13 protein-coding genes and 1 pseudogene are annotated in these 24,332 nt (G+C 58.0%); 8 read left to right on the top strand and 6 right to left on the bottom strand.

Features of this window, described 5'->3' with window-relative positions; translation table 11 throughout:
* The first annotated feature begins 101 nt into the window (after positions 1 to 101).
* From ACIOWA_RS13170 to ACIOWA_RS13145, 6 genes are read left to right on the top strand one after another with little or no spacing between them, the layout of a single operon-like run.
* On the top strand, positions 102 to 827 hold the full coding sequence (locus ACIOWA_RS13170; RefSeq protein WP_401160162.1) for an RDD family protein: 726 nt from the start codon (positions 102 to 104) through the stop codon (positions 825 to 827).
* Positions 824 to 1,801: a stage II sporulation protein M gene (locus ACIOWA_RS13165; RefSeq protein ID WP_401160160.1), complete on the top strand. Its 978-nt coding sequence runs from the start codon at positions 824 to 826 to the stop codon at positions 1,799 to 1,801. The genes ACIOWA_RS13170 and ACIOWA_RS13165 overlap by 4 nt, the downstream gene beginning before the upstream one ends.
* Positions 1,788 to 3,335, top strand: a complete 1,548-nt coding sequence (locus ACIOWA_RS13160; RefSeq protein ID WP_339430999.1) for a DUF4129 domain-containing protein — start codon at positions 1,788 to 1,790, stop codon at positions 3,333 to 3,335. Before ACIOWA_RS13165 ends, ACIOWA_RS13160 begins: the two co-directional genes overlap by 14 nt.
* Positions 3,332 to 4,495: a DUF4350 domain-containing protein gene (locus ACIOWA_RS13155; protein ID WP_339431000.1), complete on the top strand. Its 1,164-nt coding sequence runs from the start codon at positions 3,332 to 3,334 to the stop codon at positions 4,493 to 4,495. Before ACIOWA_RS13160 ends, ACIOWA_RS13155 begins: the two co-directional genes overlap by 4 nt.
* Positions 4,492 to 5,493 (top strand): AAA family ATPase, encoded by a 1,002-nt coding sequence (locus ACIOWA_RS13150; protein WP_401160157.1) that lies wholly within the window; start codon positions 4,492 to 4,494, stop codon positions 5,491 to 5,493. Before ACIOWA_RS13155 ends, ACIOWA_RS13150 begins: the two co-directional genes overlap by 4 nt.
* The gene (locus tag ACIOWA_RS13145) at positions 5,490 to 6,821 is read left to right on the top strand and encodes a DUF58 domain-containing protein (RefSeq protein WP_339495163.1); all 1,332 of its coding nucleotides are present in this window, start codon (positions 5,490 to 5,492) and stop codon (positions 6,819 to 6,821) included. Before ACIOWA_RS13150 ends, ACIOWA_RS13145 begins: the two co-directional genes overlap by 4 nt.
* A 25-nt stretch (positions 6,822 to 6,846) precedes the next feature.
* On the opposite strand, the gene ACIOWA_RS13140 is transcribed toward ACIOWA_RS13145, so the two are convergent.
* The 4 genes from ACIOWA_RS13140 to ACIOWA_RS13125 form a co-directional block, all read right to left on the bottom strand.
* Positions 6,847 to 10,899, bottom strand: coding sequence for a hypothetical protein (locus ACIOWA_RS13140; RefSeq protein WP_401160155.1), 4,053 nt, complete (start codon positions 10,897 to 10,899; stop codon positions 6,847 to 6,849).
* A complete protein-coding gene (locus ACIOWA_RS13135) occupies positions 10,896 to 15,002 on the bottom strand; it encodes a neuraminidase-like domain-containing protein (protein ID WP_401160153.1) in 4,107 nt (1,368 codons plus the stop codon). Before ACIOWA_RS13135 ends, ACIOWA_RS13140 begins: the two co-directional genes overlap by 4 nt.
* Positions 14,999 to 18,736, bottom strand: coding sequence for a Tc toxin subunit A (locus tag ACIOWA_RS13130; RefSeq protein ID WP_401160151.1), 3,738 nt, complete (start codon positions 18,734 to 18,736; stop codon positions 14,999 to 15,001). Before ACIOWA_RS13130 ends, ACIOWA_RS13135 begins: the two co-directional genes overlap by 4 nt.
* A gap of 144 nt (positions 18,737 to 18,880) precedes the next feature.
* Positions 18,881 to 22,051 (bottom strand): hypothetical protein, encoded by a 3,171-nt coding sequence (locus tag ACIOWA_RS13125; RefSeq protein WP_401160149.1) that lies wholly within the window; start codon positions 22,049 to 22,051, stop codon positions 18,881 to 18,883.
* Between the two features lie 226 nt (positions 22,052 to 22,277).
* Between ACIOWA_RS13125 and ACIOWA_RS13120 the strand changes: the two are divergent.
* Positions 22,278 to 22,415 (top strand): annotated as a pseudogene (locus ACIOWA_RS13120) (DUF6124 family protein); the annotation flags it as partial.
* A 147-nt stretch (positions 22,416 to 22,562) separates the two neighbouring features.
* On the opposite strand, the gene ACIOWA_RS13115 reads toward ACIOWA_RS13120, so the two are convergent.
* Positions 22,563 to 22,922: a PilZ domain-containing protein gene (locus tag ACIOWA_RS13115; RefSeq protein WP_339431007.1), complete on the bottom strand. Its 360-nt coding sequence runs from the start codon at positions 22,920 to 22,922 to the stop codon at positions 22,563 to 22,565.
* A 231-nt stretch (positions 22,923 to 23,153) separates the two neighbouring features.
* On the bottom strand, positions 23,154 to 23,540 hold the full coding sequence (locus tag ACIOWA_RS13110; RefSeq protein ID WP_339431008.1) for a tetratricopeptide repeat protein: 387 nt from the start codon (positions 23,538 to 23,540) through the stop codon (positions 23,154 to 23,156).
* A 192-nt stretch (positions 23,541 to 23,732) separates the two neighbouring features.
* Between ACIOWA_RS13110 and ACIOWA_RS13105 the strand changes: the two genes are divergently transcribed.
* Positions 23,733 to 24,332: pyruvate kinase (locus ACIOWA_RS13105; RefSeq protein WP_401160146.1), on the top strand; the 600-nt coding region annotated here is incomplete at its 3' end.

Here is a 24,332-nt window from a genome sequence, read left to right as displayed (position 1 = left end):
CGCGCCACACGCGGTGCAATACATAGTTATGTCGTTTTCCCCCGAGAGGCTGCTAGCATCGGGTTCCCTTGCACCCCGAACAGGCGAACATCAGGTAGCCCATGCTCGAACCCACAGCACCGCCAAGGAAAGCATCGCTGGCCCCGCCGCTGGATACGCGGCATCAGGTCGAAACACCGGAAGGCATCGACTTGCCCTTGCGTCCGGCCGGGTTGATGGTGCGGTCCATCGCCTTCGCGATTGATCTGGGCCTCCGCGGCGTGCTCATGGGCGTGCTGTTTATCGTGCTGGCATTTCTCGGCAAGCTCGGCATGGGCCTCGGCTCGCTTTTGCTGTTCGCGATCAGTTGGTGGTACATGGTGCTCTTTGAAGTGCTGCGTCAGGGACGTTCGCCGGGCAAACAATGGATGGGGCTTCGCGTGGTGCACGATGACGGCACCCCCATCGGCTGGTCGGCCTCCCTGCTGCGCAACCTGCTGCGCTTTGTCGATCTGCTGCCATTCGGTTACTTCCTCGGCGCCATCAGTTGCCTGCAACACCCGACCTTCAAACGTCTGGGCGACATCGCAGCCGGCACATTGGTGGTCTACAGCGAACGCCCGCTCAGTCGTCCGCAACTGTCTGATGCCGAACCTCGACGCTCACCGGTGCCCCTGACACTCGCCGAACAACGCGCCGTGCTGGGCTTTGCCGAGCGCCAAGGAGAGTTATCGCCTGCACGGGTCAATGAACTGGCGGCCCTGCTCGCCCAGCCATTGCACATTTCTGCGCCCAAGGCTGTGGCTGAACTCAATGGCATCGCTCGCGGCTTGTTGGGCCCGACATGAAACAAAGCCTTTTCGAAACGCGGCACAAGGCCGAATGGGACCGTTTTGCACTGGCCCTTGAACGCCTTGAGCGCGGCAAGGAGACCTCGCAAGTCGCCGGTTTCCCCAAAGCCTACCGCCGGCTTTGCCAGCATCTGGCGTTGGCGCAGGAACGCGGCTACAGCAGTTTCCTCATTGATTCGCTGCAACAACAAGTGCTGCGCGGGCATCAACAGCTTTACCGTCACCGCAGTCGACTCGGCGCCAATCTGCTGAGTTTCATCCTCGCCGACTTCCCCCGCCTGGTCCGTGCCGAATGGCCCTTTGTGCTGGTCGCCAGCCTGCTGTTCTTCGGCAGCCTGATGGGCGTCGGCGTGTTGGTGTATTTCTTTCCCGAACTGGTCTACAACCTGATCCCCGCCGATCAGGTGCGCGAGATGCAAGGCATGTACGACCCGGTCGCCGGACACCTCGGGCGCCCCGCCGAACGCGCGGCCAGCGAAGACTGGGTGATGTTCGGTTACTACGTGATGCACAACATCGGCATTGCCTTTCAGACTTTCGCCAGTGGCTTGTTGCTAGGCGTCGGCAGTGCGTTCTTTCTTTTTTACAACGGCATGGTCATCGGCGCGGTGGCCGGGCACCTCAGCGAGATCGGTTTCGGCCAGACCTTCTGGTCATTCGTCATCGCCCATGGCGCCTTTGAACTCAGTGCCATCGCCCTCGCCGGGGCCGCCGGCCTGGAACTCGGCTGGGCATTGATCGCGCCCGGGCGGCTGACCCGCAGCGAAGCGCTGAAACGCGCCGCACGCAAAAGCGTGTTGCTGGTCTGCGGCGTGATGTTGTTCCTGTTGATTGCCGCGTTTATCGAAGCTTATTGGTCGTCGAAAACCAGCGTCACACCACTGACCAAGTATCTGGTCGGCGCCGCGCTTTGGGCTCTGGTCGCGGTCTATCTGTTGTTCGCCGGAAGGACCCGCCATGCGCCTGAGTGACGCCACTGTGGTGATTCGCCCGCGCACGACCTGGGAAGCCATGGACCTGGGCGTGCTGATGAGCCAGCAACATCGGCGTCTGCTGATGACCAGTTGGGCGATTGTCACCCTGCCGCTGTTCGCCTTGCTCAGTCTGTTGCTGTGGGATTCGCCGTCACTGGCGGTGTTTATCTTCTGGTGGCTGAAACCGGCGTATGAACGCCTGCCGCTGTATATCCTGTCGAAAGCGCTGTTTGGCGAAACGCCGACACTCAAGCAAGCCCTGCGCGAATGGCCGCGCCTGCTCAAACCGCAACTGCTGGCCAGCCTGACCTGGCGCCGTCTGAGTTTCAGCCGCAGCTTCCTGCTGCCGGTGGTACAACTCGAGGGCCTCGACGGCAGCGCCAGACAACAGCGTCTGCACGTGCTCCTGCAACGCAACGCAGGTAAAGCGCAGTGGTTGACCATCATCGGCGTGCACCTGGAAACCGCGTTGTGGATCGGCCTGATGGTGCTGTTCTACATGCTGCTGCCGCAGCAAATCGAAACGGACTGGAGCTGGCAGTCGCTGATACTCGCGGCGGATCAAGACTGGCGCTGGCTCGAACACCTGACCAATGCCTTCTACGCGCTGGTGCTGGTGGTGTGGGAGCCGATCTATGTCGCCTGCGGCTTCAGTCTTTATCTGAACCGGCGCACACAACTGGAAGCCTGGGATATCGAACTGGTGTTTCGTCGCTTGCGACAGCGCCTGAACAACGGTGTATTGGGAGTGCTGCTGGCAGTTTTTCTGGTGCTGCCGAATGTGCCTTCGACCTGGGCTGATGAACCGGATGACAGTCCACAGGCACCGCGACTGTTGAATCAGCCTCTGACCAGTCAGGCCTCACGGGACAGCATCAAGGCACTGCTTGAGCAACCGCCGTTCAAGAACAAGGAATCCGTCACCCGCTATCGCTTTAGCGACGACCCGGCGAAACCTGCCCAAGCGCAAACACCGGGTGAAGCGCCGCAGTGGCTGAAAACCCTTTTGGGCTGGCTCGACGGGCAACACTTGAATGGACTGGCGAAGATTATTGAAGTGCTGTTGTGGGGCACGGTGATTGCTGCGTTCGGCTGGCTGATCTGGCGTTATCGCGACTATCTGCAAGCGTTCGTCAGCCGCCGCCCCAGACTGTCTGCCAAACCGAAACGCGCGCTGCCGCAACAAGCCTTCGGCCTGGATTTGAACCGCGACACCTTGCCTGACGACATTGCAGGCAGCGCCGAACAACTCTGGCCAAGCCAACCCCGTGCAGCGCTGGGCCTGCTGTATCGAGGGCTGCTCAGCCATCTGCTCCACGACTTCGATATGACCCTGAAACCCGCCGATACCGAACTTCAGGTACTCGCGCACGTTGAACAATTGCAACGCCCGGAACTGCTCGCCTTCAGCCGCAGCCTGACCACCCATTGGCAGAACATGGCCTATGGGCATCGCGTCCCGGCAGCCCCCTTGAAGCAGGAGCTGTGCGATGGCTGGCGTGCCTTGTTTGGTCCCGGAGCCGCCCGTTGAATCGCCGGACACTGTGGTGGGTGGCTGCGTTGATCGCCCTGTTGATCGGCACGCTGAGCGTGTTCCTCTACCTCAACGCCACGCCTTATCAGGAAGAAGTCGATCACGGCCCCTCTCCCGCCGCGCAAGCCAATCCGTATCTGGCCGCCGAGCTGTTTTTACGTGAACGCGGGCTCAACGTCAGCCATGCCGAAAGCCTCGCGGCTCTCCCCGATATCGATCCACGCCGCCACACGTTGCTGTTGTTCAACGACCGCTCACGCATGACCCCGCGTCAGGTTGACCAAGTGTTGAACTGGACCCGGGCCGGTGGGCGACTGGTGTTCGTCGCCGAGTCGCTGTGGGATGAGCAGAGCAAACAAAGCAACGATCTGTTGCTCGATCGCGTGCAACTGCATCAATCCCTGAGCAAGGATCTGAAAGACGTACCCGCAGACGCTGAACCAGAGCGCTTCCCGAAACTGACCAAACTCTATCTGGAAGACGAAAACGCACCGGCCTACGCCGGCTTCGACACCGACTTCCACCTCGACGACCCGAAGAACCTCGCGCAAGCCTGGGCCAACAGCGCCAAGGCCACGCACATGATGCAACTGCCCTATAGCCTTGGCACGATCACCGTGGTCACCGACGCCGAGTTGTGGAAGAACAAGACCATCAGCCAATACGACAATGCCTGGCTGCTCTGGTATCTGAGCGCTGACACCGATGTCACGCTGATCTACAACACCGAGCACGATGGCCTGCTGAGCTTGCTCTGGCGCTACTTCCCGCAAGCCATTGTCGCCTTGCTCGCGTTGATCGGTCTGTGGCTCTGGCATGTCGGCGTGCGTCACGGCCCACTGCAATTACCCGCCCCGAGTGGACGCCGACAATTGCAGGAACACCTGCGCGCCAGCGCCGATTTTCTGTTGCGCCACAACGGCCAGCAGGCGCTGCTGCAAGCACTGCAACAGGATGTGCTGCGCCGCGCCCGTCGCCGTCACCCCGGCTTTGATCAATTGAACGTTGCCGAACAATGGCTGGCGTTGTCGCGCCTGACCCGACAACCCACCCGCGCCATCAGCCAGGCCCTGAGCCCGGTGTCGGATCGGCGCTTATCCAGTGCCGATTTCTGCCGCCAGGTCGCCCACCTGCAAACCTTGAGGAACACGCTATGACTGAACAGATCGAGCCCGGCAGCGCCAGCCACGCCGCCCAGCAACGCCAGCGCGCCAGTCAATTGGCTCAAGCGGTGCGCGGCGAATTGCACAAAGCCGTGATCGGCCAGAACGCGGTGATCGACGACGTGCTGACCGCGCTGATCGCCGGCGGCCATGTGTTGCTTGAAGGCGTTCCCGGTCTGGGCAAAACCCTGCTGGTGCGTGCCTTGGCGCGGTGTTTCGGCGGTGAGTTCGCGCGCATTCAGTTCACCCCGGACCTGATGCCCAGCGACGTCACCGGCCACGCCGTGTACGACCTGCACACCGAGCAGTTCAAGCTGCGCAAAGGCCCGTTGTTCACCAACCTGTTACTGGCCGACGAAATCAACCGCGCCCCGGCGAAAACCCAGGCGGCACTGCTCGAAGCCATGCAGGAGCGTCAGGTCACACTCGAAGGTCGTGCCCTGCCCATCGCGCAACCGTTCATGGTTCTTGCCACGCAAAACCCGATCGAACAGGAAGGCACTTACCCACTGCCCGAAGCCGAGCTTGATCGCTTCATGCTCAAGGTGCGCATGGACTACCCCGACGCCGATCAGGAGCTGAACATGGTGCGTCAGGTCAGCCGCTCGACCCGCGCCGACATGCTCGATGTGCAGCCGCTGCGCACGGTGTTGCAAGCCAAGGACTTGCAGGCCTTGCAGCGTATTGCCAGCGATTTGCCGCTGGACGATCAGGTGCTCGATTACGCCGTGCGTCTGGCGCGCAGCACGCGCACCTGGCCGGGGCTGACCCTTGGCGCCGGGCCACGCGCCTCGATTGCGCTGGTGCGTTGCGCCCGTGCCCGCGCTTTGTTGCGCGGCGGCGAATTCGTGATTCCCGATGACATCAAGGGCTGCGCACTGGCCGTGCTGCGCCACCGCGTGCGCATCGCGCCAGAACTGGACATAGAAGGTTTGCAAGTCGATCAGGTACTGCTGCAACTGCTCGACCAAGTTCCGGCGCCGCGCCTGTGAAACCCTCGCGCCTGCTGCTGATCTGGCTGGCTCTGCTGCTGCTCATCGGCACACTGCTGGGCACCTTGCAGGCATTGCAGATCGACCTCCCGGCCAGCCTGATTTCAATCAACTGGGGATTGCTGCTGGCACTGCTGGCATTGGCGACGCTCGACGCCCTGCGCCTCAAGCGTCTGCCGGCATTGCGCATCACACGGCAGATGCCCGGCAGTCTGGCGCTCGGGCGCTGGGGTGAGGTGCAACTCAAGGTTGCACATGACTTTGCCATGCCACTGAACATTGAGCTGTTCGACCATGTGCCGGATGGCCTGAGTTTTGAAAACCTGCCACTGAACGTCGAGCTGCAGCCCGGTCAAACCAGCCAGATCAGCTATCGCCTGCGCCCGTTGCAACGCGGCCATTTCAGCTTCGAGCATTGCGAAGTGAACCTGCCGAGCCCGTTGGGATTATGGTCAGGCAAGCGCTTGCTCGACGTGATCGACAACACCCGCGTCTATCCGGATTTCGCCAGACTTTATGGCGGCGAACTGCTGGCGGTGGACAATTGGCTCAGCCAGCTCGGCGTGCGCCAGCGGCAACGTCGCGGTCAGGGCCTGGAATTTCACCAACTGCGCGAATTTCGTGAAGGCGACAGCCTGCGCCAGATCGACTGGAAAGCCACCGCACGCCAACGCTCACCGATTGCCCGTGAATATCAGGACGAGCGCGATCAGCAGATTATCCTCATGCTCGACTGTGGCCGACGCATGCGCAGCCAGGACGATGAACTGTCGCACTTCGACCACGCGCTCAATGCCTGCCTGTTGCTCAGTTATGTGGCCTTGCGTCAGGGCGATGCGGTGGGTTTGAGTACCTTCGCTAGCGATCACCCACGCCATCTCGCGCCGGTCAAAGGCAGCGCGCAACTGAACGTACTGCTGAACACGGTTTATGACCTCGACAGCACGCAGCGCCCTGCCGACTATCAGGCCGCCGCCAATCAACTGCTGACGCGACAGAAGCGTCGGGCCTTGGTGGTGCTGGTAACCAACCTGCGCGATGAGGACGATGAGGAACTGCTGAGCGCGGTCAAACGCCTGAGCGCACAACATCGGGTATTGGTCGCCAGTCTGCGCGAAGAAACGCTGGACACGTTACGCCAGACCACGGTGCAAACGCTGCCCGAAGCGCTGGCTTACTGCGGCACGGTGAGTTACCTGAATGAGCGGGCAGAACTCCATGAGCGGTTGAGCGCTCATGGCGTTCCGGTGGTGGATGTCCGGCCCGCAGAGTTGGGGGCCGAACTGGTGACGCAGTATCTCAGTTGGAAAAGGAGCGGAACCGCATGACCCCCTACTGATTTCTGTACGAGGTTCAAGGCAACTCCGAGTCAAAGAATTGAAGCCGGAATACTTCCTCATCAAGTACCGCCCCCTGCTCATCGACAACAGAAGCACGAATGGTCTTGTAGCCAACCATTCCTTGCGACGAATAACTTTTTCTCACCCATCCATCTTCCGTTGAAAATGATGAGCCATCGGGAACACTGTTCAGTCCCCAGAGAACTTTCTGACCGACAATCGGCTTGCCGTCGGGGATCGAGACGATCCTGAACGAGACAGGCACAGATTGATCCACCGGGTAACTGCCACTGCCTCTGATCTCAGTCATCATTCGCTCGTGCGCTTTAAGCGTAAAAGGAATCGAACTGACCTCCCATCCAGCCAAGCCCCCCCGAACGCCTGCATCGAGAAGACCGGGTTGAAGAGCCGAAAGTCGGAACACAACATTGGCGATACCTTCGCTATCGGTTGTCGTCGGCGCGATGTCGACTCCAGGGAATTCCCAATTGACCTCAACGTTTGCCAAGGGATTACCGGTAATGGCCGAGACGACGTAAACCCGGGCTGAAACTTCCTGCCCCGGATAACCGGTCAGATCATCGCTGAACAGTTCCTTGATCTGTCGAGGTTCATGCAGGAAATACGGCAATGAAATCGATTCCGAATACTGCGCATCCCCCACCGTCGCGGTCAGTTGCGCCGCTCCGGGAGTCCTGGGCACAAAGCGGATCCGCGCCTCGCCGTAGAAGTTGGTGGTCGTCGTCACCTCGCCAAGATCCGGAGTGCGCCAGACAACATTCATCCCCGCCATCGGCCTGCCGCTGATGGTCGAAACAACGGTGATCTGCTCGGACACAGCCTCGCCCCAGTACAGCGTCTGGCTAACCCTCGAACGCTCGGCGATCTTCACCACTTGCGCGCCTTCACCCACCGACATTGCATTGACAGGTGACCATCGAGCCAGGCTTTCGCAGGCCAGAAACAAGCCGAAACTGCCGTTACGCTTGTCATCGACCATGAAGGAATCGGTGAATCCCGCCTCGCGGCTAAAGACCCTTGGCAAACCGAGTACTGGCTGAGTAAAACGAATGCCGAGTGCCTCAGGCCCGGTGCCGACCATGCCCAGCGTCAAATTTCGACCGGACAAGAAGGTGTCTTGCGGGGCAGTTACGTCGATTCTATGGGTCAGTTTGCGTCGCGCAAAACCGGTGTCCTGGCCGAAAGGCTGTGCAGGCCCGTTGTCCATACTGAACTGCAATCGAGCCCATGGATCGTCGGCCAGCGAACAGATCTCCATCGAACGTGTATCTGTAGCATTGTCATACGGACTGCTGACAGACACCTCAACCGTTGCCGATCCGCCTGTGGTTGCCCCATACGCAAAGCCTGCCCAGCCATCGTCAGCAGTCACATGTTCTTCAGAATGACCATCCACCTTCCACTGAGTTGGCACTTGAACCATGGCAGCTTGCGAGAAATCCGAACGTACTTTCGCCCACATCCATGCTGGATCCTGACCCACGATCGGGAAAACGGCAGACTCACGTACGGTTTCAATGCTGAGTTTGTTGTGGCCCAAGTGCATTCTGGTGACATCCGTCGAGCCATCCCACGTCAAGAATTTCAGACCGAACGCCCCGCCCCCCCGACTATCTGAACAATCCAGTGTCCAGGTCATGCCACTTTCATCAATAACATTGTGGCTATGTGGAGGCGGGTCGAGAACGATATCCAACTCTGACGCTGGAGTTCCGTTCCATTGCAAATCCATGGCAAGCCCCACCAGGGCACTCAGTGCGTTAGTTCTGAAAATATACCGGTGTACGGCCCCCAGGCAGGGATACAGCGACTGACCTCGGTCGGTGCTCATATGATCCAGTTCCAGAGTGAATTCATCGTAAATGTCCGGTGAAACCAAGCGGCCGAGCAACTCTCGATCTTCCAGTGAATTGGTCAACAACCGCAGTCCGAACATGCTGCTGCGGCTCTTGGCGAATTCAGAGCTCAGGGTCCAGATCAGCGGTTCATCTGCCCGCAATACCCTGGGCTCGCCAAGTTCACTCACCACCAGCCCGATGCCTGGTTCGTCGATACCCCATGCCAACGTAATTTCCTTGCCGATAAGAGGACTGCCGGCGAGGGCAGTGACCTCCAGGGAATGGGTGAGACCTCGTTTGCAGGCAACCCCTCGATCCTGGTTGATCAGACCACGATCAAATGTGATGTTGACCTTGTCTTTCCAAGAACTCCTGGCCATCGCGGTCACGCTGAATTCGCACTCATGCGGCGCAGCAGATTCATGCGCCCGGACCGCTGCGGTGATCGCATGAGTCCCGGGTTCTCTGGTGTAAAACTTCAGGCTCCCCCAACCACCGCTTCCCGTTTGGCTTTGCACGACGCTGTCGGCGGTTTGCCACTCGACCAGCGCACCGATCACCGGTTCGCCGTCGCCCTGATCAGTAACATGCACCACTTGCAAGCGCAGGTACGCACTTTCGTGTTCCTCCACCACCGGACTATTCTCGGCCTGGCGTACCTCTTTGATCCTGATCCTGTTGCGCGCCAGCGACATGCGTTTTCTGGGCGACGGCAACAACAGCTTCGAGCAGACCAGTGACAACTCGAATATCCCGTCGCGCCGGTCTTCGCAGTTTAGCGTCCAGGATGCAGTGCCCCCTCCATCGATCGGCATGGGCACCGATGTTTCCAGTGGCGGACTGACCACGACACCCAGTTGCCCTGGCTTGTCACCGTGCCAATGCAAATAGAAGTCGCTGCCTCGCAGACGACTGTTGGTCTCTAGCATTACATCAATGAAATGGGTAGAACCCCGGTTCGGATAACTGTTATCAATCCAGTCCCTGATTTCGTTGTTTTCACGGACAGTCAACCGTGCCCATGGATCCTCGCCCAGTACCAGTACGTCAAACGTCTGAGTCCACACACCCTGCTGGTAATAAAGGCTGACCACAGAGGCTTCAATAACGAAGTCCCCTGCTGCCTTCGCCTCATAATCGAAGTAAGCCCAACCTTGTTCACCAGTAACGGTAGCCGCCAACACCCCATGCTCGGCGGTCGCCCAGTTCACCGTAAGCCCGGCAAATGGCTGGCCGGTGTAATACGACGCTACTTGCACACCCAAACGGACACTTTGCTCAATCAACGGGTAGTAAGCGGCCTCGACCACCTCACGAAAAATCAGTCGATGATGCCCCAGCGATACGGGGATCTCGTAGGCCTGCGCGGTGTAACGGTTGCGCAAGCTCAGGGTGAATTCGTAGTCCTGATCATCGATTAACGGGCAATCGAGCGTCCATGGCACGTCCAGCGATTGCTGGGTGTCCCAAGCAGGCGTCGCGACAATCGCGCCCTGCGGGTTATTGTCGATGCTCAATTCAACCGGGGTGCCGTCCCAAGGGTTATCCGGCACAGGTACAAAACCGAGTACGTGGGGCGTGATCAATGCATTGCTGCCAAAAGCTCCGCCCCTGCTAGCGCCCTGACACAGGTACATTTTGCGCAAGGGCAGAAACGACACGCCGTCCAGCTCAATTTCCTGCAACTCAAGTGGCGCGAGTTTCAACTCGACTTTGACGCGTGTAACCCAGAGTTCGCCAAATGGACTTGAAGATTCTGTCGAGCTGTATATTTCGATGCGCAGCGGCTTTGAGCTTGAGATGTCCGATGTCAGTTGCACTTCATGCAGGGTCGGACTGAATCGCCTCTCTGGCCCTGATCCGAGACCCTCGCGATGTTGTGCCTGATCAGGTTTACCGACGGGTTTGAGTTCGATGCGGTAATGCTCGATTTCTCCCTGAGAAATCCTCACCCAGCCTGATTGGCTGAAACTGCTTTCCCACAGAAAACTCAGCCAATAAGCACCATTGCCATCAGGATCTCTTGGAAGTGTGACGTCCTGCGTGACACCCGTGCCCTTCGGCGCTTTGATGTGTTTGACAGGCGTGTTGTCGTAATACGCCAGGCCTATGGCAACCGCACCCGTCCTTGCCCAACATTCGAACCTTTCTTCGAAATCACCGTTGCACACCAGGTTTTCATTGACCTGAACGATAGGATTATTCATGACTGCGCACTCCCTTGCCCTTGCCGGCCAGACGCTCTTGCTTGTGCTGCATTGACCAACTCCTTCACCGAATCGGTAAACGACTGATCTCCGCTCTTGCACGTATAGCGAATGCGCAAGATGCAATCGTTCATCGAGCGCAGCATGGCCTTCTGCGGCGGTTCGTTATGCCATGGACATTTCAGCTCCCAGGCAGACACCGCACCGGTATTTTCAAATGGAAAGAGCAAACCTTCGTCTGGCTTCGCCGCCGCCATGCCGTTGTCGGCAATCCCCACCGACAGGGCGATCTGCTGGCCCGGACGCAAGTTGAACAGCACATCGGAAGGGGCCACTTCCCCAGGATCAGGTTTATGCAAGTACTGCACTGACTGCACCGAAGCCCGGCTGGCGGTCATGCTGCCAACCTGCAGCAAGGTCACGCGCACGTCCTCGAAAGGCCCCGTCAGCACTGGCAAGTCGACTTCCACCGAACTGATCTGCCGGCAGTAATGTCCCGGATAATCCCGATCGAACAGCAATTGCGTCAGTCTGAACTCCAGCGAGCCGGTCGTCTGCAATTGCGCCAATGCAGCCTCCCAACCACCAACGCCCTGAGGGTCAGTTGCGTCATTGAACAGGCGACGCAACGAGATGGTTTTCACCAGTTCAAGCCGTCGCTCGGTGCGTTGCAAGTACTCACGCTCCATACGCAGCAGGTGCGCGCGCAGATGCTCGCCAGCAGTCAAACCGTGGCGTTGATCCTGCCAGACCTGCGGCAAGGGAATATGTGAATCGTAATCGCCGGTTTCGGCGCTCATCGCCGTTTGCGCGCTGAGGCAAAGACTGACCACCGCGTCGTAAGCCTGATAGTGCAAGGCCTTGAGCTGGCCCAGCATCCAGCCGAACAATTCGGCATTGGTTGCGCGCTTTTTAAGATAGTTGTACATCGTCAGCGCCTGAGCGTTAGCTCGCAGCGTTTGCGCAAGGTTGGTTCTAGCCGCATCAACCGCATGGTTCTGCGCGACGATTTGCGCATCGATGGCCGCGATTTCTGCCAGCGCCTGATCGCGTTGCAGCCCCCATTCATTGCGGCGACGGCGATAACCTTCGGTGGTGGCTTGCTTGTCGGCATCGATTTGCAGCATCGACGAAGCTATCTCCAGGCCAAAGCAGATGGCATCCGTAACTTTGTCGATACGAAACCCGCCGTTCGCCATACCGAAGATATTGGGCGCGGCCGCCAAGGCCGCGCCTACCGGTTTGAGGATTTTGGCAGTCAGCGCCAGCTCTTTGGACTGGTCCAGGTTTGCCATGACCTGATATTCGACAGCCGACACGTTTTCGTCATAGCGGGCTGCGTAAGCAGCAGCCCGTTCCCGGGCCACTGTCCGGCTCTGCTCGAGCGCCGTCATGCTCGCTTCCAACTGAGCGATGGATTGCTCCTGCACGGTTTTGGCGTAGTTGCCCAACTCCACCAGATGGTTTTGCTGCAGCTCTTCCTGCTCGGCACGATCACGCCGCTCAAGCAGATTGAGTACTTGGCTGCCGTAATCCTGCAAGACCTGCACCGCACGCAAGGCAACCTCGAAGATCGTACGCCAGCGAAACGCAATCACCACCAGCCGTCCGCCCATCGGTCTGGCACCACCGACACCACCTGCGGCCAGAGCGCGCAGCAATTGGTTCGGGTCAGTCGGTGGGTTGAACAACGGCAGGAGCATGGGCTTGCCATCAATGGTCAAGTTGTTGCGCAAGTTGTTCATGCGGTACTGCGGCTCGTTGAACCACGCGAACAACTCATCATTGATGGGTGCCCTGAACGGCGGACACCCCAACATGCCCAGCATGGGAGCCGTATCGGAGCCGCCCGGAACATCTGCCAGGCTGTAATTCAATGTCTGCTCGAACGCTTCCAGTGCCGTACGCGTGCAACTTTGGGCCAGAAGGTTCCCCAGCGTCGCGGTCTGCCACAAGTTCACCGTTTGAGTCAGAGGCGGTTTGCCCATCAATGATCCCGCTTGTACATAGCACAGCTTCGCCGCCACCAGGCTTTCGCGGGTCAGTTGGCGGTAATGCCAGTCCCCCCAGGCCATGAGGTTCTTCACATATTCGATGAACATCAGCAGCCTCAGATGCACAGGCGCCGAATATCCAATCGCATCCGGGTCGGCGGGCGCTGCGGCTTCACAACCGGCATGCCCCAGATCGTTGATCAAGGGGCGGCAGCGCCAGAAACGTGGTTTCTCGGGTACCGAGCTGCTGTCGGCAGGGGCCCGGGGATCGAAAATGAAATGCAACCACGTCTGGGCTTCGGCAAACCGCTCTTCATCACGCAAGCGTGTCGCGATCAAATGCGGCAGATGGAAAAACAGCTCCCAGAAAAACAGCCCGTTGGCACCGTCGAAAGCGCCGTTGCGCTCCTCGAAATCAACATTGGTAGGCGGCGGCTCTGACAGATGCTGGGAGTCCAAATTAATCAGAGTCGCCGCAGAGACAGTGGAGCGCGTGACCAGCTCGGGGCCGAACAGCGAATTGAGCCGAACGTATCGCAACGCCCAGTCATCACCCAGTTGAAAGTCGAGGAACTGGGCGGCATCCGTGGTGTTTTTAAGCAGCGTTGGCGGGAGGAAATACGGGAGGTCGACAATCGTCAGGGCAAACTGTTTACCGCCAAAGCCGTCAGTATCGTTCTTTAGAGTGAACCTGACGTTGCTCCACGTCCCCTTTGGTCGAGTGAAAGTACCCAAAAAATTCATTGTCCAACCGCCGGCTGTCGACACCGCACGCTTCACCGGCGTGGGGTCGCCATTGGCGGGATTTTCCAACTGCAAGGTAAAGTTTGTATTTTTCTCTGACAAACCTGTGGGCCGGCAAAAACCCTCAACCGTCAGCACATCATTACTACCCGATCGCATGGCGAAGACGTTCAGCCCCAGAAAAGCTGCCATGGAGCCTGACGGTGACTCACTTGGGACCACAGTAACCTCAAGACCCAAGGGGTGCTGAACCGTCAAGGCAGAAACAAATCGCTCAGTCTTGGCCAGCTCCAGCCAGTTACCACCGTCTTCAACAACGGGGCGCATCAGCACATCGATGATCGCGGTCTCTTTCAAGGCAGCTGTGCCGGTTTTATCATTGTCCAGCAATACCCCGAGCTTGCCTTTGGGATTCTGAGAGTCGACCCACACGGTTGCAATCAACCGGGCACCCGCAGAGAGATCCTCATCAAACTCGCCATGGCGTAAATTCAAAGGCGCCGACCACTGGCCGTTCTGCCTCATGAAGGCCACATTGATATCCAGCTGATGGGGCACGAATCGGGATCTGTCGTCCTTTGAGGGATCCGCGGGGACGGCTTTGATGAGCTCGCCGACCTTGTCCCGCCACTGCGCCCAGACCAGACACAGTCGGCCATTCCAGACCACCGGACGCATATCCAGCACCCGCCCGGCAGGTTGAACATCCACCGCTTTCCATTCACTCCACGCCGCCGGGTTGACGGCCACACATGTGGGCGTGATCTCGATTTGCGCCTTGCGCCAGAAGTACTGGAACGGCGGCACCCGCTGACGCCCGAGAAAGTAATAATCGGCGCGCTCCGGGGTCGTGCCGTCCATGTAGCCACTGACAACATCCAGATCGCAGATCTGTTCGAAGGCTTGCAAGTAATGCTGTAGCGCGGCTTGAACCGAATCGCTGTTCAAACGGGCCTGGTTGAGGTTGTTTTCAAGGGCCTTGAACAGATCCGTCTTACGCTGACGGACGAACGGATTGATGTAGTTTTCCGGGTAGAGCGCGATCATCTGCACTGCGGCCCAGTCCGAGTAGTTGTTGTACAGCGCCCAGTTTTCCAGCTGTTCAGGGGGAAACTCGTGGTTTTCGAAACCGGGCTCCATTTTGTTGTACACCGCACTGATATATTGCTGCGCACAACTGATCGCTTCGGCCACCCCCGACGTCTGCACTCGAGCACTGTCCAACGGGTCGATGCGCAGCAATTCGAACACGTCCTCCGGGGTCCGCAAAGGCGGGTAACGCTCAGCCTTTACTTGCCCGATGCAATACTCAAGCAACGCGGTACGACGTTTTTCCTGCAACAGACCAATGTTGTTCGATGTCATGATCCTTGCTCCGTGGAAGAGGTTCCCGAGTCACTGGCGGAAGGCGTTGACGCTTGTTCAAGCGAGTGGCTGCGGCCTTGCGTCACCCCAAACCTGATGGGTTCGAAGAGTGTCCCCAACCCGCTTGCCAGGCTGCGTATACCGACTTCGAATTCACCGCTGAAATCGCTGGTGATATAAACCGTGGTTTGACCTTGCTGATTGGTGAAACCCTGTGCCGGACGGATCGTTGGTCGTTCTTCGGGATCTGTATCTCCTTCCCAGGCCCAGTCCACCAGCATGTTGGCCCCAAGGTTTGCGTACTGGTCCACCATCGTGGCGTAGAGTGTGATTTCCTGACCAAGCGGCACGACCTCCGTTGGCACCGGAGACATCAGCCCGGTCGGGAAACTCATGCTCTCGGCGTGAGCGATGACGTTGATGCTCACTGCCCACTCAGGCTCGAGCAGGCTCATGGAAAAATAAAGGCTGTCCGTGCCCAAGACTGTGCCCGGAAAATACTCAGCCGTGAGGACTCCATTGGGATCGGTGATGCCCGATTTGATGGTCCCTAGCTCGGAGTGCCAATCAACAGCGATGCCTTTCAACGCTGCGCCTCGGGCGTCGGTGAGCGTCATCGTAATGATCGCTTTCTCATCTTTTTTACTAGCGAAGACTTCCGTCGGTTCTACTGCGCAAGTCATCCTGACCAACTGCTTCAGTTCGCCCGGTGCTTGCACGACAGGCACAGGCGTCTGGGTCTGACTGAGCAAAGCCAGTTCAGCTGCCTGGGCATAGGCCTCGCTGGCATCGGTTGTCTCCGGCAAGGTACCGATCCGCAAAATGGTCCGGGCATCCATACCGGTCTGCATCGACAACTGGTAAACGCGTATCAGCAGATCCAGTTGTTCCAGGGTTTTCAACACTTGGGTTTCAGGATCGATATGGCGAACACATTCGCTGACTTCCTGCGCGCTCCAGGCAAAGAATTCAGCCAGTTTGATGGCTGCTGCCTGCTGCACCATCCGCAATGCATCCTCGCTGGGTCGGGCAGGAAGCGAATGGACCTGACGCAGATAGTCCAGCAATTTCTGCTCCGGCTGTGCACTCATGCTGAACGCGCGGGTCAGCGTGGTCATCGCGTAAAGTATGCGCACCGAGAACTCATATTTTTGAGAGGGATCGATGATGCTTTGGTCGACCCACGCCTCATATCCATAATCCAGATAATCCCGGAGCAGGGCCGCACTCAAACCCAGCATTGAAACGACTTCGGCGCGCTGGCGCACAACAGCCAGCAATTGGAGTAACGGATCTGAAGGTTCGTCGCGCCTGCGCTGCGTCGCTGGCGGTTCGAGGTCAGTGCGGTCATACACCTGGCGCAACAGTTGGTACACCGAAGCATCGACCCAGTTCAGCACCAGAACGGCCAATTCGCCCTCAATGCCGGCGTAGACTGCCAGCGACTCCCTGACCAGCGACACTTGAGCGTCTCTGGCCTGCAGAAGAACGGCGAGCATGATCTCGGCCAAGACGCTGACCTGGGCGTCCTCAATGTCCAGGCCGTTCCTGACGGCCCATTCAAGCTTCTCGCGGGCAAAGGCCGAATAATCCTCCGGCGTCATGGCAGTGGCCAGTATCAGCCCATTGACATCGACAACCGGCGCCAGCCCCTCACTGTCAATCGACAGTAAATCCAGCCAGTCGCTTTCTCCGGCCGGCGGAATACCGGCTACGAGAAAAGAATTATTGGATAACCGCGCGCTGGGCAGGAGGGTGCCGATCTTGTCGAAGAACTGTTGGTCCTGCTGGGAGAAATCGCTCAGACGCAGTGGTGCACTCACGTGCTGCAACATCCACAGCACCGACATGTTGCTTTGCTCGCACCATTGCACGCAGGCCTGCATGGCTTCGATCAGGCTCAGCACACCCGGATCGCCAGCCGTGGCGTCAATGCGGCTGTCATCACCCGCCACGTCGACAATACACGGCGTGCCCGCCAGCCCTTTGAGCCAGGTTTCTCCCCCCAGCACACTGAGCATCAACACGCCTTCGATCGGCGTGATATTCAACAGCCGGGGCAGTTTTACCAGACGGTAAAAACTGGAAATGACCGGCGAACTGCGCACCAGACTATCGGTAAGATCATGAGCCTGGGCTATCGCCAACGCCAGGTAGTGGTAAGTCTGAAGATCAATGCCCAAACCACTGCATAGCTGGCTGACCGTCAGATTGTCTTGGTCCGATGTCGGTATCAGCGCAAACGGTGTGCCGTCGAGTCTCAGCGGCTCGCGATAATTATCTTGATTGTTGAAGACCTGATCGAACTGCGACAGTGCATCACCGCGACCGTACAGTGACAGTTCATCGAGAAACACGGCGAAATCCGCTGCCGTGCAGTTGTAGCGTTCACGCAGTCGCTGAAACAGGCCCAATGCATGGATCACGTTGACCGAAATCGCCCACACCTCAGGCTTTTCGGCTCCACGCGCTTGCGCCCTGATCGCTGCCACCAACAGGGCGTCAGTCTGCTCAGGGGACAGATTCAGCCATTTGTCCAGGCGCAACTTGCGGTTGAGTCGATCAAATGTATTCAAGCCTCTTGGGGTATTGGGATTAACGATTATCCGATGAAAACTATTCCCTGACTGCGTGGTGATACCGATAGCGGGGTGAGCATTATCATTGATGTAAACCGAGCCGGATCGGCCGCCTTCCGGGACATCGGGCTCACTGGAGTAATTCACATTGGCCGAACGCCGCGGCGCGTAGTCCCCAACCGAAAAAAGACTTGTAATCTCCTCGGCCACAAGATTTGTACGTTGAGCCAAATAAAATATCTGATTGAGATTCAGATACTCAGTGTCTTCGGTGCCAAAGTTCTCCAGATAGAACTGATACATATCCTCGGGATATGTGTATTCCTCAGTAAGAAGCTGCTGCTGGTAAGGGCCCAGCCGAGAGGCATGAGCCAGAGCAGCAGCGGCAAGCCTGGTCAGGGACGCGGAGTGCAAGAAGTTGGGGAATTTCCTGTCAACGATGTTGGCAAAATCCCCCACTGATCGTCCGCTGAAACCCGCAACCCCATCAACCGTGACCCAATGCTGGTAATACGGCAGACCGTTGGGATAGCGTGCTGTGATCAATGCCTGTTCAATTGGAACTACCGTGTTCGCAGCGATGAACGCCTGTAGCACGCGTACGATCACGTCGACTGATGACTCCGGCGCGTTCACCGCTTTACTGTCGACCGTCAACGTCATCAAATCCGTGCGACGCTCATGCAACGGCAGCTGGGTGTCGTCACCAACGGATTCGATCAAGTCGCGAATCAAGCGATACAAAAAGACCAGATACGCCGAAGGCCCGAACATGGACTCCAGAGAATCCGAGGGGCACTTGGCTCTCAATTGCAGATCGAATATTCGCTCCAGTTGCGGCCCGTCAACGAGCGACATCAAACCACTGGACGGTCCTATCGACCCGGCTTTGTCCCTCTCCACGTGATGTTCAATAAACCGACGCCGCACATAGCTCGCCAGGCTGTTGGCCCGGCGCAAAAAACGTCGCGCCTCTTCCTGCTCAAGTCCGTACTCGCCGACCAGCACCGGAATACCCTTTTCGACCAGTGGGAAAAACGATCCCCCTTCCTCAACGTAACTCCAGAGTTTCGAAAGCCGGTTTTGCGCAGTGGACGTTTGCTGACCAAACAGCTGAATGAACAACTGCGCAGCGGGACGGAGTGAATCAGCCATGGTCACATTCCTTGAGTCGATAACGGGCCCGGCCCGCCTGACTGTCGTGTCAGGCGGACCCAGCGTTCCATAAGGATTTAGCGCTTGAACGCAGCAGCCGCCAACTGTCATAAATGACAGGTTTAATGCCCGTTCATCGGAATTTTACAAGTGTGATTTACCCGTCGGTGCTGATTCGATTTCAAACCGCTCACTGGCGACCCAGTCGGAACCCAGCGGATCGCTATCGCTTGGTTGCAGCTTGAAACGGCACCAGTTGCCACCCAACGGTAGCGCTTGGTCAGACAGGCCTTGCCAGTCAGGGTCGACCTGAATCGACGCTGCCCATGTCTTGTCCGGGTTGAAGGGGTCGACCAGAACACCGACACCTTGACGGCCTGTGCCGGCAAACAGCACCGGGTTGCTGACCCAGCGTCCCGGCGCGGGTATCTCAATGGTGGGCAGATAAGTTGCCAGCTGAAGCGTGCGTTTCGCGCTATCGGATTCAAACCCTTCGTAAGCCGCCACAACTTCGAGTTCATGATTGCCTTCGTTTTGCCCAGGCTTCAGCGTTACCGACCACGTCCGGTTTTCCCGCACCTCGACGCTTGCCTGGTCGCTACCCAGCGTCACGGTCACGGTGTCGCCGGGCGTCGCGAAACCCGACACCACGACCCGTCGGCCGACATGGTCATCGGCAGTCGGGGTTTCGATAAACGGAGCCGCCGGCACGACCTTGTAACGCAAACGCTCATTGGGCTGAGAGCGTTGTGGAGTGCCATTGTGGACGAAGGTTTGAAAAGCCCAGATGGTTGTGTTTCCCACCGGCAGACTCACTTCGGCTTCCCAGCTGTCTGACGCGTTCACTTCAATATCCGTCAGCAATGGCTCAGTAGCGCCTTCCAGCCAGACCTCCACCCGCGCGCCAGGTCGGCCAGTGCCAGCAATTTTCGAGGTGCGCGGCGCTTTCCCGCCAGGGATCGGCGTCGTGAATCGAGGCGGCGGCACCACCACCTTGAGTTCGTGCACAGCGCTGTTGGTCGACTCTTGCCCGTTAAGTATCTGTTGCGCGTGGAGGAAGTACTGCCTCAGCTCCAGATCGCGTAGTCCTATCGACCATTTGCCCTCCTCAAGCAATTCGAGCGGAGCACCCAGCGTTCCTCCCATCTGGCTGTCATGCAATTGCATCATCGCGCCCTGCATGCCGTTATCACCTTCAATGGTGACGTCGTACCCCACTTCTGAGCCGGATGCCGGCGCGACGATGAGCGGTTGCAACATGACTCTGTGGACAGTGAAGGTTTTCGATGCCGGCACTGAAGGGACATCGACAACGATCTGGGTAACGGTGACGCGGTGGAGGACTCCCGGTTCAAATGCTTTGGTTCGCTGAAATGCCCAGCGCTCACCCTCCACATCCGCTTCGTACTCCGAGCCGTCGTCGCTGAACCGGAGCTTCACCACCGCTTCAGACCAACAAGTGCCACTGAACATCGGCTCCAGCCCCTCCTCGGAAGGATCATCCAGGCCTGGCGCCAGCGGTGGAATCGTGACGTGCAGTATGAAAGGACGTTGCGAGGGATGGTCTCCCAGATGCTGTGTAATGTGGACTTCCCGCTTGTTGGTTGGCCCCCACTTCACCAATGCCGGGGTCGACCATTTGCCGTTCACGACCGCTACACTTCGTGCAGCCTCGGTTGTATCGGGAAACCTGAGCGAGACGGTGGCGCCTGTGTAACCTTCACCGCTGAAGACGGGTAGATACTCCTCGGTGTAGCTCGCCTCGGTGATATCCGGCATGTTGTTGTGGACTTCGAATTCAAGCGGCAGCGATTCGATCCAGCCATTGGCGTTGTCGGCGATTTTTTGAATCACCTTCATCTTGTAGGAGCCAAGAGGCCAGACAACGGGGGCGGTTTCCCACTGACCCAGCCCATCGACGCGGATGTTGGGAGGTAAAGGCAGCGAGCTGTCGCTGGCAGAGAACTGGATTTCGGTGGAGAGGTTTTGATCGAAATGGCCCGTGCCGGAGAACGTCAAGCTTGTATCAGGAAGAAAGGTGACATCAGGTTTTTCCAGTTCGGGAGGGCGGATTCTGAAGGCTCGCGGTGCACTGCGTTCGGATGACACACCGCCCAGATCCTGTTCGACAACGAGACTGATCGGCCCTGGTGGCAAATCAGCGACAGAAGCAACCCACGAACTACCTTTCTCAGGCACAACCGCCGAGCCGACCAGCGAATTGGTGAGATCCAAATACACCGAAATACTGGCGCCGCTTACACCGTTGTCCCCTTCCAACACAAAATTCGGCTCCTGCGTAGAAGAGGGTCCTGGTTTGAGCACTTCAAGCACGCCGACGGCAACAAACGTGACCGCTCTTGAGTATCCGTGGCTGATATTGGGGTGTGTATACTGTACTTCAACAGTGAGTTCCCCAGATCGGATGCGTTCTTTTAATGGTGCCAACTTCCAAGAATCGGAAGCAGTTACTGAAGCTTCACTTAATACGTCATAGTGATCATCTCGACTCACTACCTGAAGTCTTAATCCGCGATGCCCCTTGCCACTGAAACTCAACTCGGACGTTCGCAAGACTTGCCCTTGCCGGGGAGACTCCAGCTTTGGCAAATATAAATAAAACATTTCTCTGACTGCAGATAAGCGAAAGTACTGACGATTCTTATAACGAGCCGTTTGGAACATCCCAATGGATTTTTTTCCTGGGGGGTACACCGTATCAAGCGGCGCAACCCAAGTCTGACCACAATCCACTTCAGCACCAAGTGCGTTGTGACTCCCGGGACCCACCTCCAACGCAAAAGCCGTCGTTCCGCCCCCCCCATAACCGCGAATGGTAAAGTCTTCTGAAATATCTTCGAAACTTAAAACGTCATGAATAATGTAGTAATCGAGATACCTGTAATCCGAAAATTCATCTCCGAGACGCCACTGGATGCGTAGCGACCTTGCGCCGTCGCTCGTATACGCTGTATTGACGACATTAACAACACGCCCGGGAAACCACTCGGAAACCTGATGATGAATGACGCCATCGACCATGTAATCTATCCATACTTGATGGGTTCCGTCCCAAGGAATTCGGAACTCCAATTTGAACGCCCATCCTTGAATGACAGAGCTATATGGCGCTAACAACTCTACTGGGGGAGGTTTCGACATAGAGGAAGCAAGATCATCACTCGATTGTTGCGGCCCCGCGCCAGAAACCAATGCATCTTCAGTTACTTCGCGAAGATCAGTTTGATTGACGAGTTCTTTGTCTTGCTGCCCGGAAATTTCCAGACTGGATTTGTCGCTGTCGTCGGAAGTCATTCACGGGGCTCCAGTTGTCGGCGTCGCTAGTGGCGGGTCGTCCCAAGTTACGGCGGCCTGACTTACGCGCGCACCTGTCAACTTTGACAGTCCCGACCAACGGTAACTTTTCTCACGCTACAACATACGGATGTCCTTCAGCTACTAACACCCGGCTACACCAGGTTGCGCAGTTGCCGACAACTCACTCAGAATCCGCCGGCTTGTGCGCTTTAAAGTTGCCCCGGTCAGCATTCTGCTGCTCGACCTGGCCGACAACCTCGATGACAGGCCAAGGCATCTGGCGATGGCGATCTATCAGATGAGTGAGATGGGGTTATTGCTGGCGGAAGAGGCGCTGGATCAGGAGCGGGCGATCGCGGTGGCCTGGTTTTGGATCACGGGCGCCTTTGAAGACGCCATCGCCAGCAAGCCCGCTCCCACAGGGTCTGCGTCGACAGCAACATCCATGCACAATGCAAAACTGTGGGAGGCGGCTTGCCAGCGATGGCAACAGCGAGCGCCGCCGAAATCAAGCCGAAGCCGGCAACGGCTGAAAACTGAAATAACGCTGCAACGCCTGCACCAGTTCCCCATATTCCGGCGGCGGTCGCTGCACAACGAACCCGGCGTCGTAATGCAGCGGCGTGGCGTCTTCATGGCACCACACGCAATACGCGGTGAAGTCGATGACTTGCTGGCAGCCATCGCTGGCGGGGATTTTCAGATGCAACTGGAAATCCACGCCAACCATCATGGGCAAATGGCTGATCAGCATCAGCCCGTCTGCGGACACGTTGCCGAGAAAACCGATGGGCTTGTCGGTAACGCTATTGAACACTCTAAGGAAATACGGCAGCTGATGCCGTTCAATCCGGCGGTCGGTAAACATGCGCAGTTCGCCATGCAAGGCTCCGTCACAGAGCCGCACCTTTGCTTCGGAACGTGCCTGAGTCGCAGGCACGCTCTCCCCGCTTCCGGTGTGACGGTCGCTACGTCGCCGTCACCTGACCACTTGCCAGTCGCAGGTGTTGCTCCGGGTTTACAGATTCGGCTCTAAACCCGGGTTAATCGACTATAGCTCAGCTTGTACACACAGCCAGATTTTGTCTGACAACTTCCATTAAAAGCGGGTTGGCCGCACGGCGGGGGTGGCGACCGGGATCGGGTAATGGCCCAGGCTCTGCAAGGTTTCCAGGCGCGCGCGTGCGCGGTAGGCGTATTCGCTGTTGGGGTACGAGGCGATGATGAACTGATAGGTCTGCGCCGCGTCGACAAACATTTTCTGACGTTCCAGGCACTGGCCGCGCATCATCGACACTTCCGGCCACACGTACGGGCGGGCACGGCTGGCGCGTTCGACCTTGGACAGTTCAAGCATGACCTGCTCGCAATTGCCGCGATCATAGGCGCTGTAGGCGTTGTTCAAATGATGGTTCATCGACCAACGGGTACAGCCCGTGACGGCGAGGACGCTGAGGGCAAGGGCGGCAATGGGCAACAATCGCATGAGGGTTCTCCTGTCTTGTGCTCTGTATCGACCCCTGCTCGGAAATCTTCAGGCGCGTTTGTCCCAAAGTTGCCGAGTTCAATAAAGAAAAGATTAGAACGAAGCGCTTCGCAAAAAGTAGTGCAAACGAACAATGACTACACCCCTCGAGCATAGTAGCCTTCGCTAGCGCTTGAACTCAGGAGTCTTTGCATGTCCGTCCGTCGTACCAAAATCGTCGCTACCCTTGGCCCGGCCAGTAACTCGCCGGAAGTTCTCGAACAGCTGATTCTGGCTGGCCTGGACGTTGCCCGTCTGAACTTCTCCCACGGCACCCCCGACGAGCACAAGGCTCGCGCGAAACTGGTGCGTGACCTCGCTGCCAAGCACGGCCGCTTCGTCGCCCTGCTGGGTGACCTGCAAGGCCCGAAAATTCGTATCGCCAAATTCGCCAACAAAAAGATCGAGCTGAAGATCGGTGACAAGTTCACTTTCTCCACCAGCCATCCGTTGACCGAAGGCAACCAGCAAGTGGTCGGCATCGACTACCCGGATCTGGTCAAGGACTGCGGCGTGGGCGACGAGCTGCTGCTCGACGACGGCCGCGTGGTGATGCGCGTTGAAACCGCCACGGCCACCGAACTGCATTGCGTCGTGACCATCGGCGGCCCGCTGTCCGACCACAAAGGCATCAACCGTCGCGGTGGCGGCCTGACCGCTCCGGCCCTGACTGAAAAAGACAAGGCCGACATCAAGCTCGCCGCTGAAAAGGAAGTCGACTACCTGGCGGTGTCCTTCCCGCGTGACGCCGCC

Origin of the sequence: Pseudomonas sp. NPDC087614 (assembly GCF_044743485.1) — a bacterium.
Lineage (GTDB): Bacteria > Pseudomonadota > Gammaproteobacteria > Pseudomonadales > Pseudomonadaceae > Aquipseudomonas > Aquipseudomonas baetica_A.
This window is presented reverse-complemented; position numbering and strand designations above follow the sequence as displayed.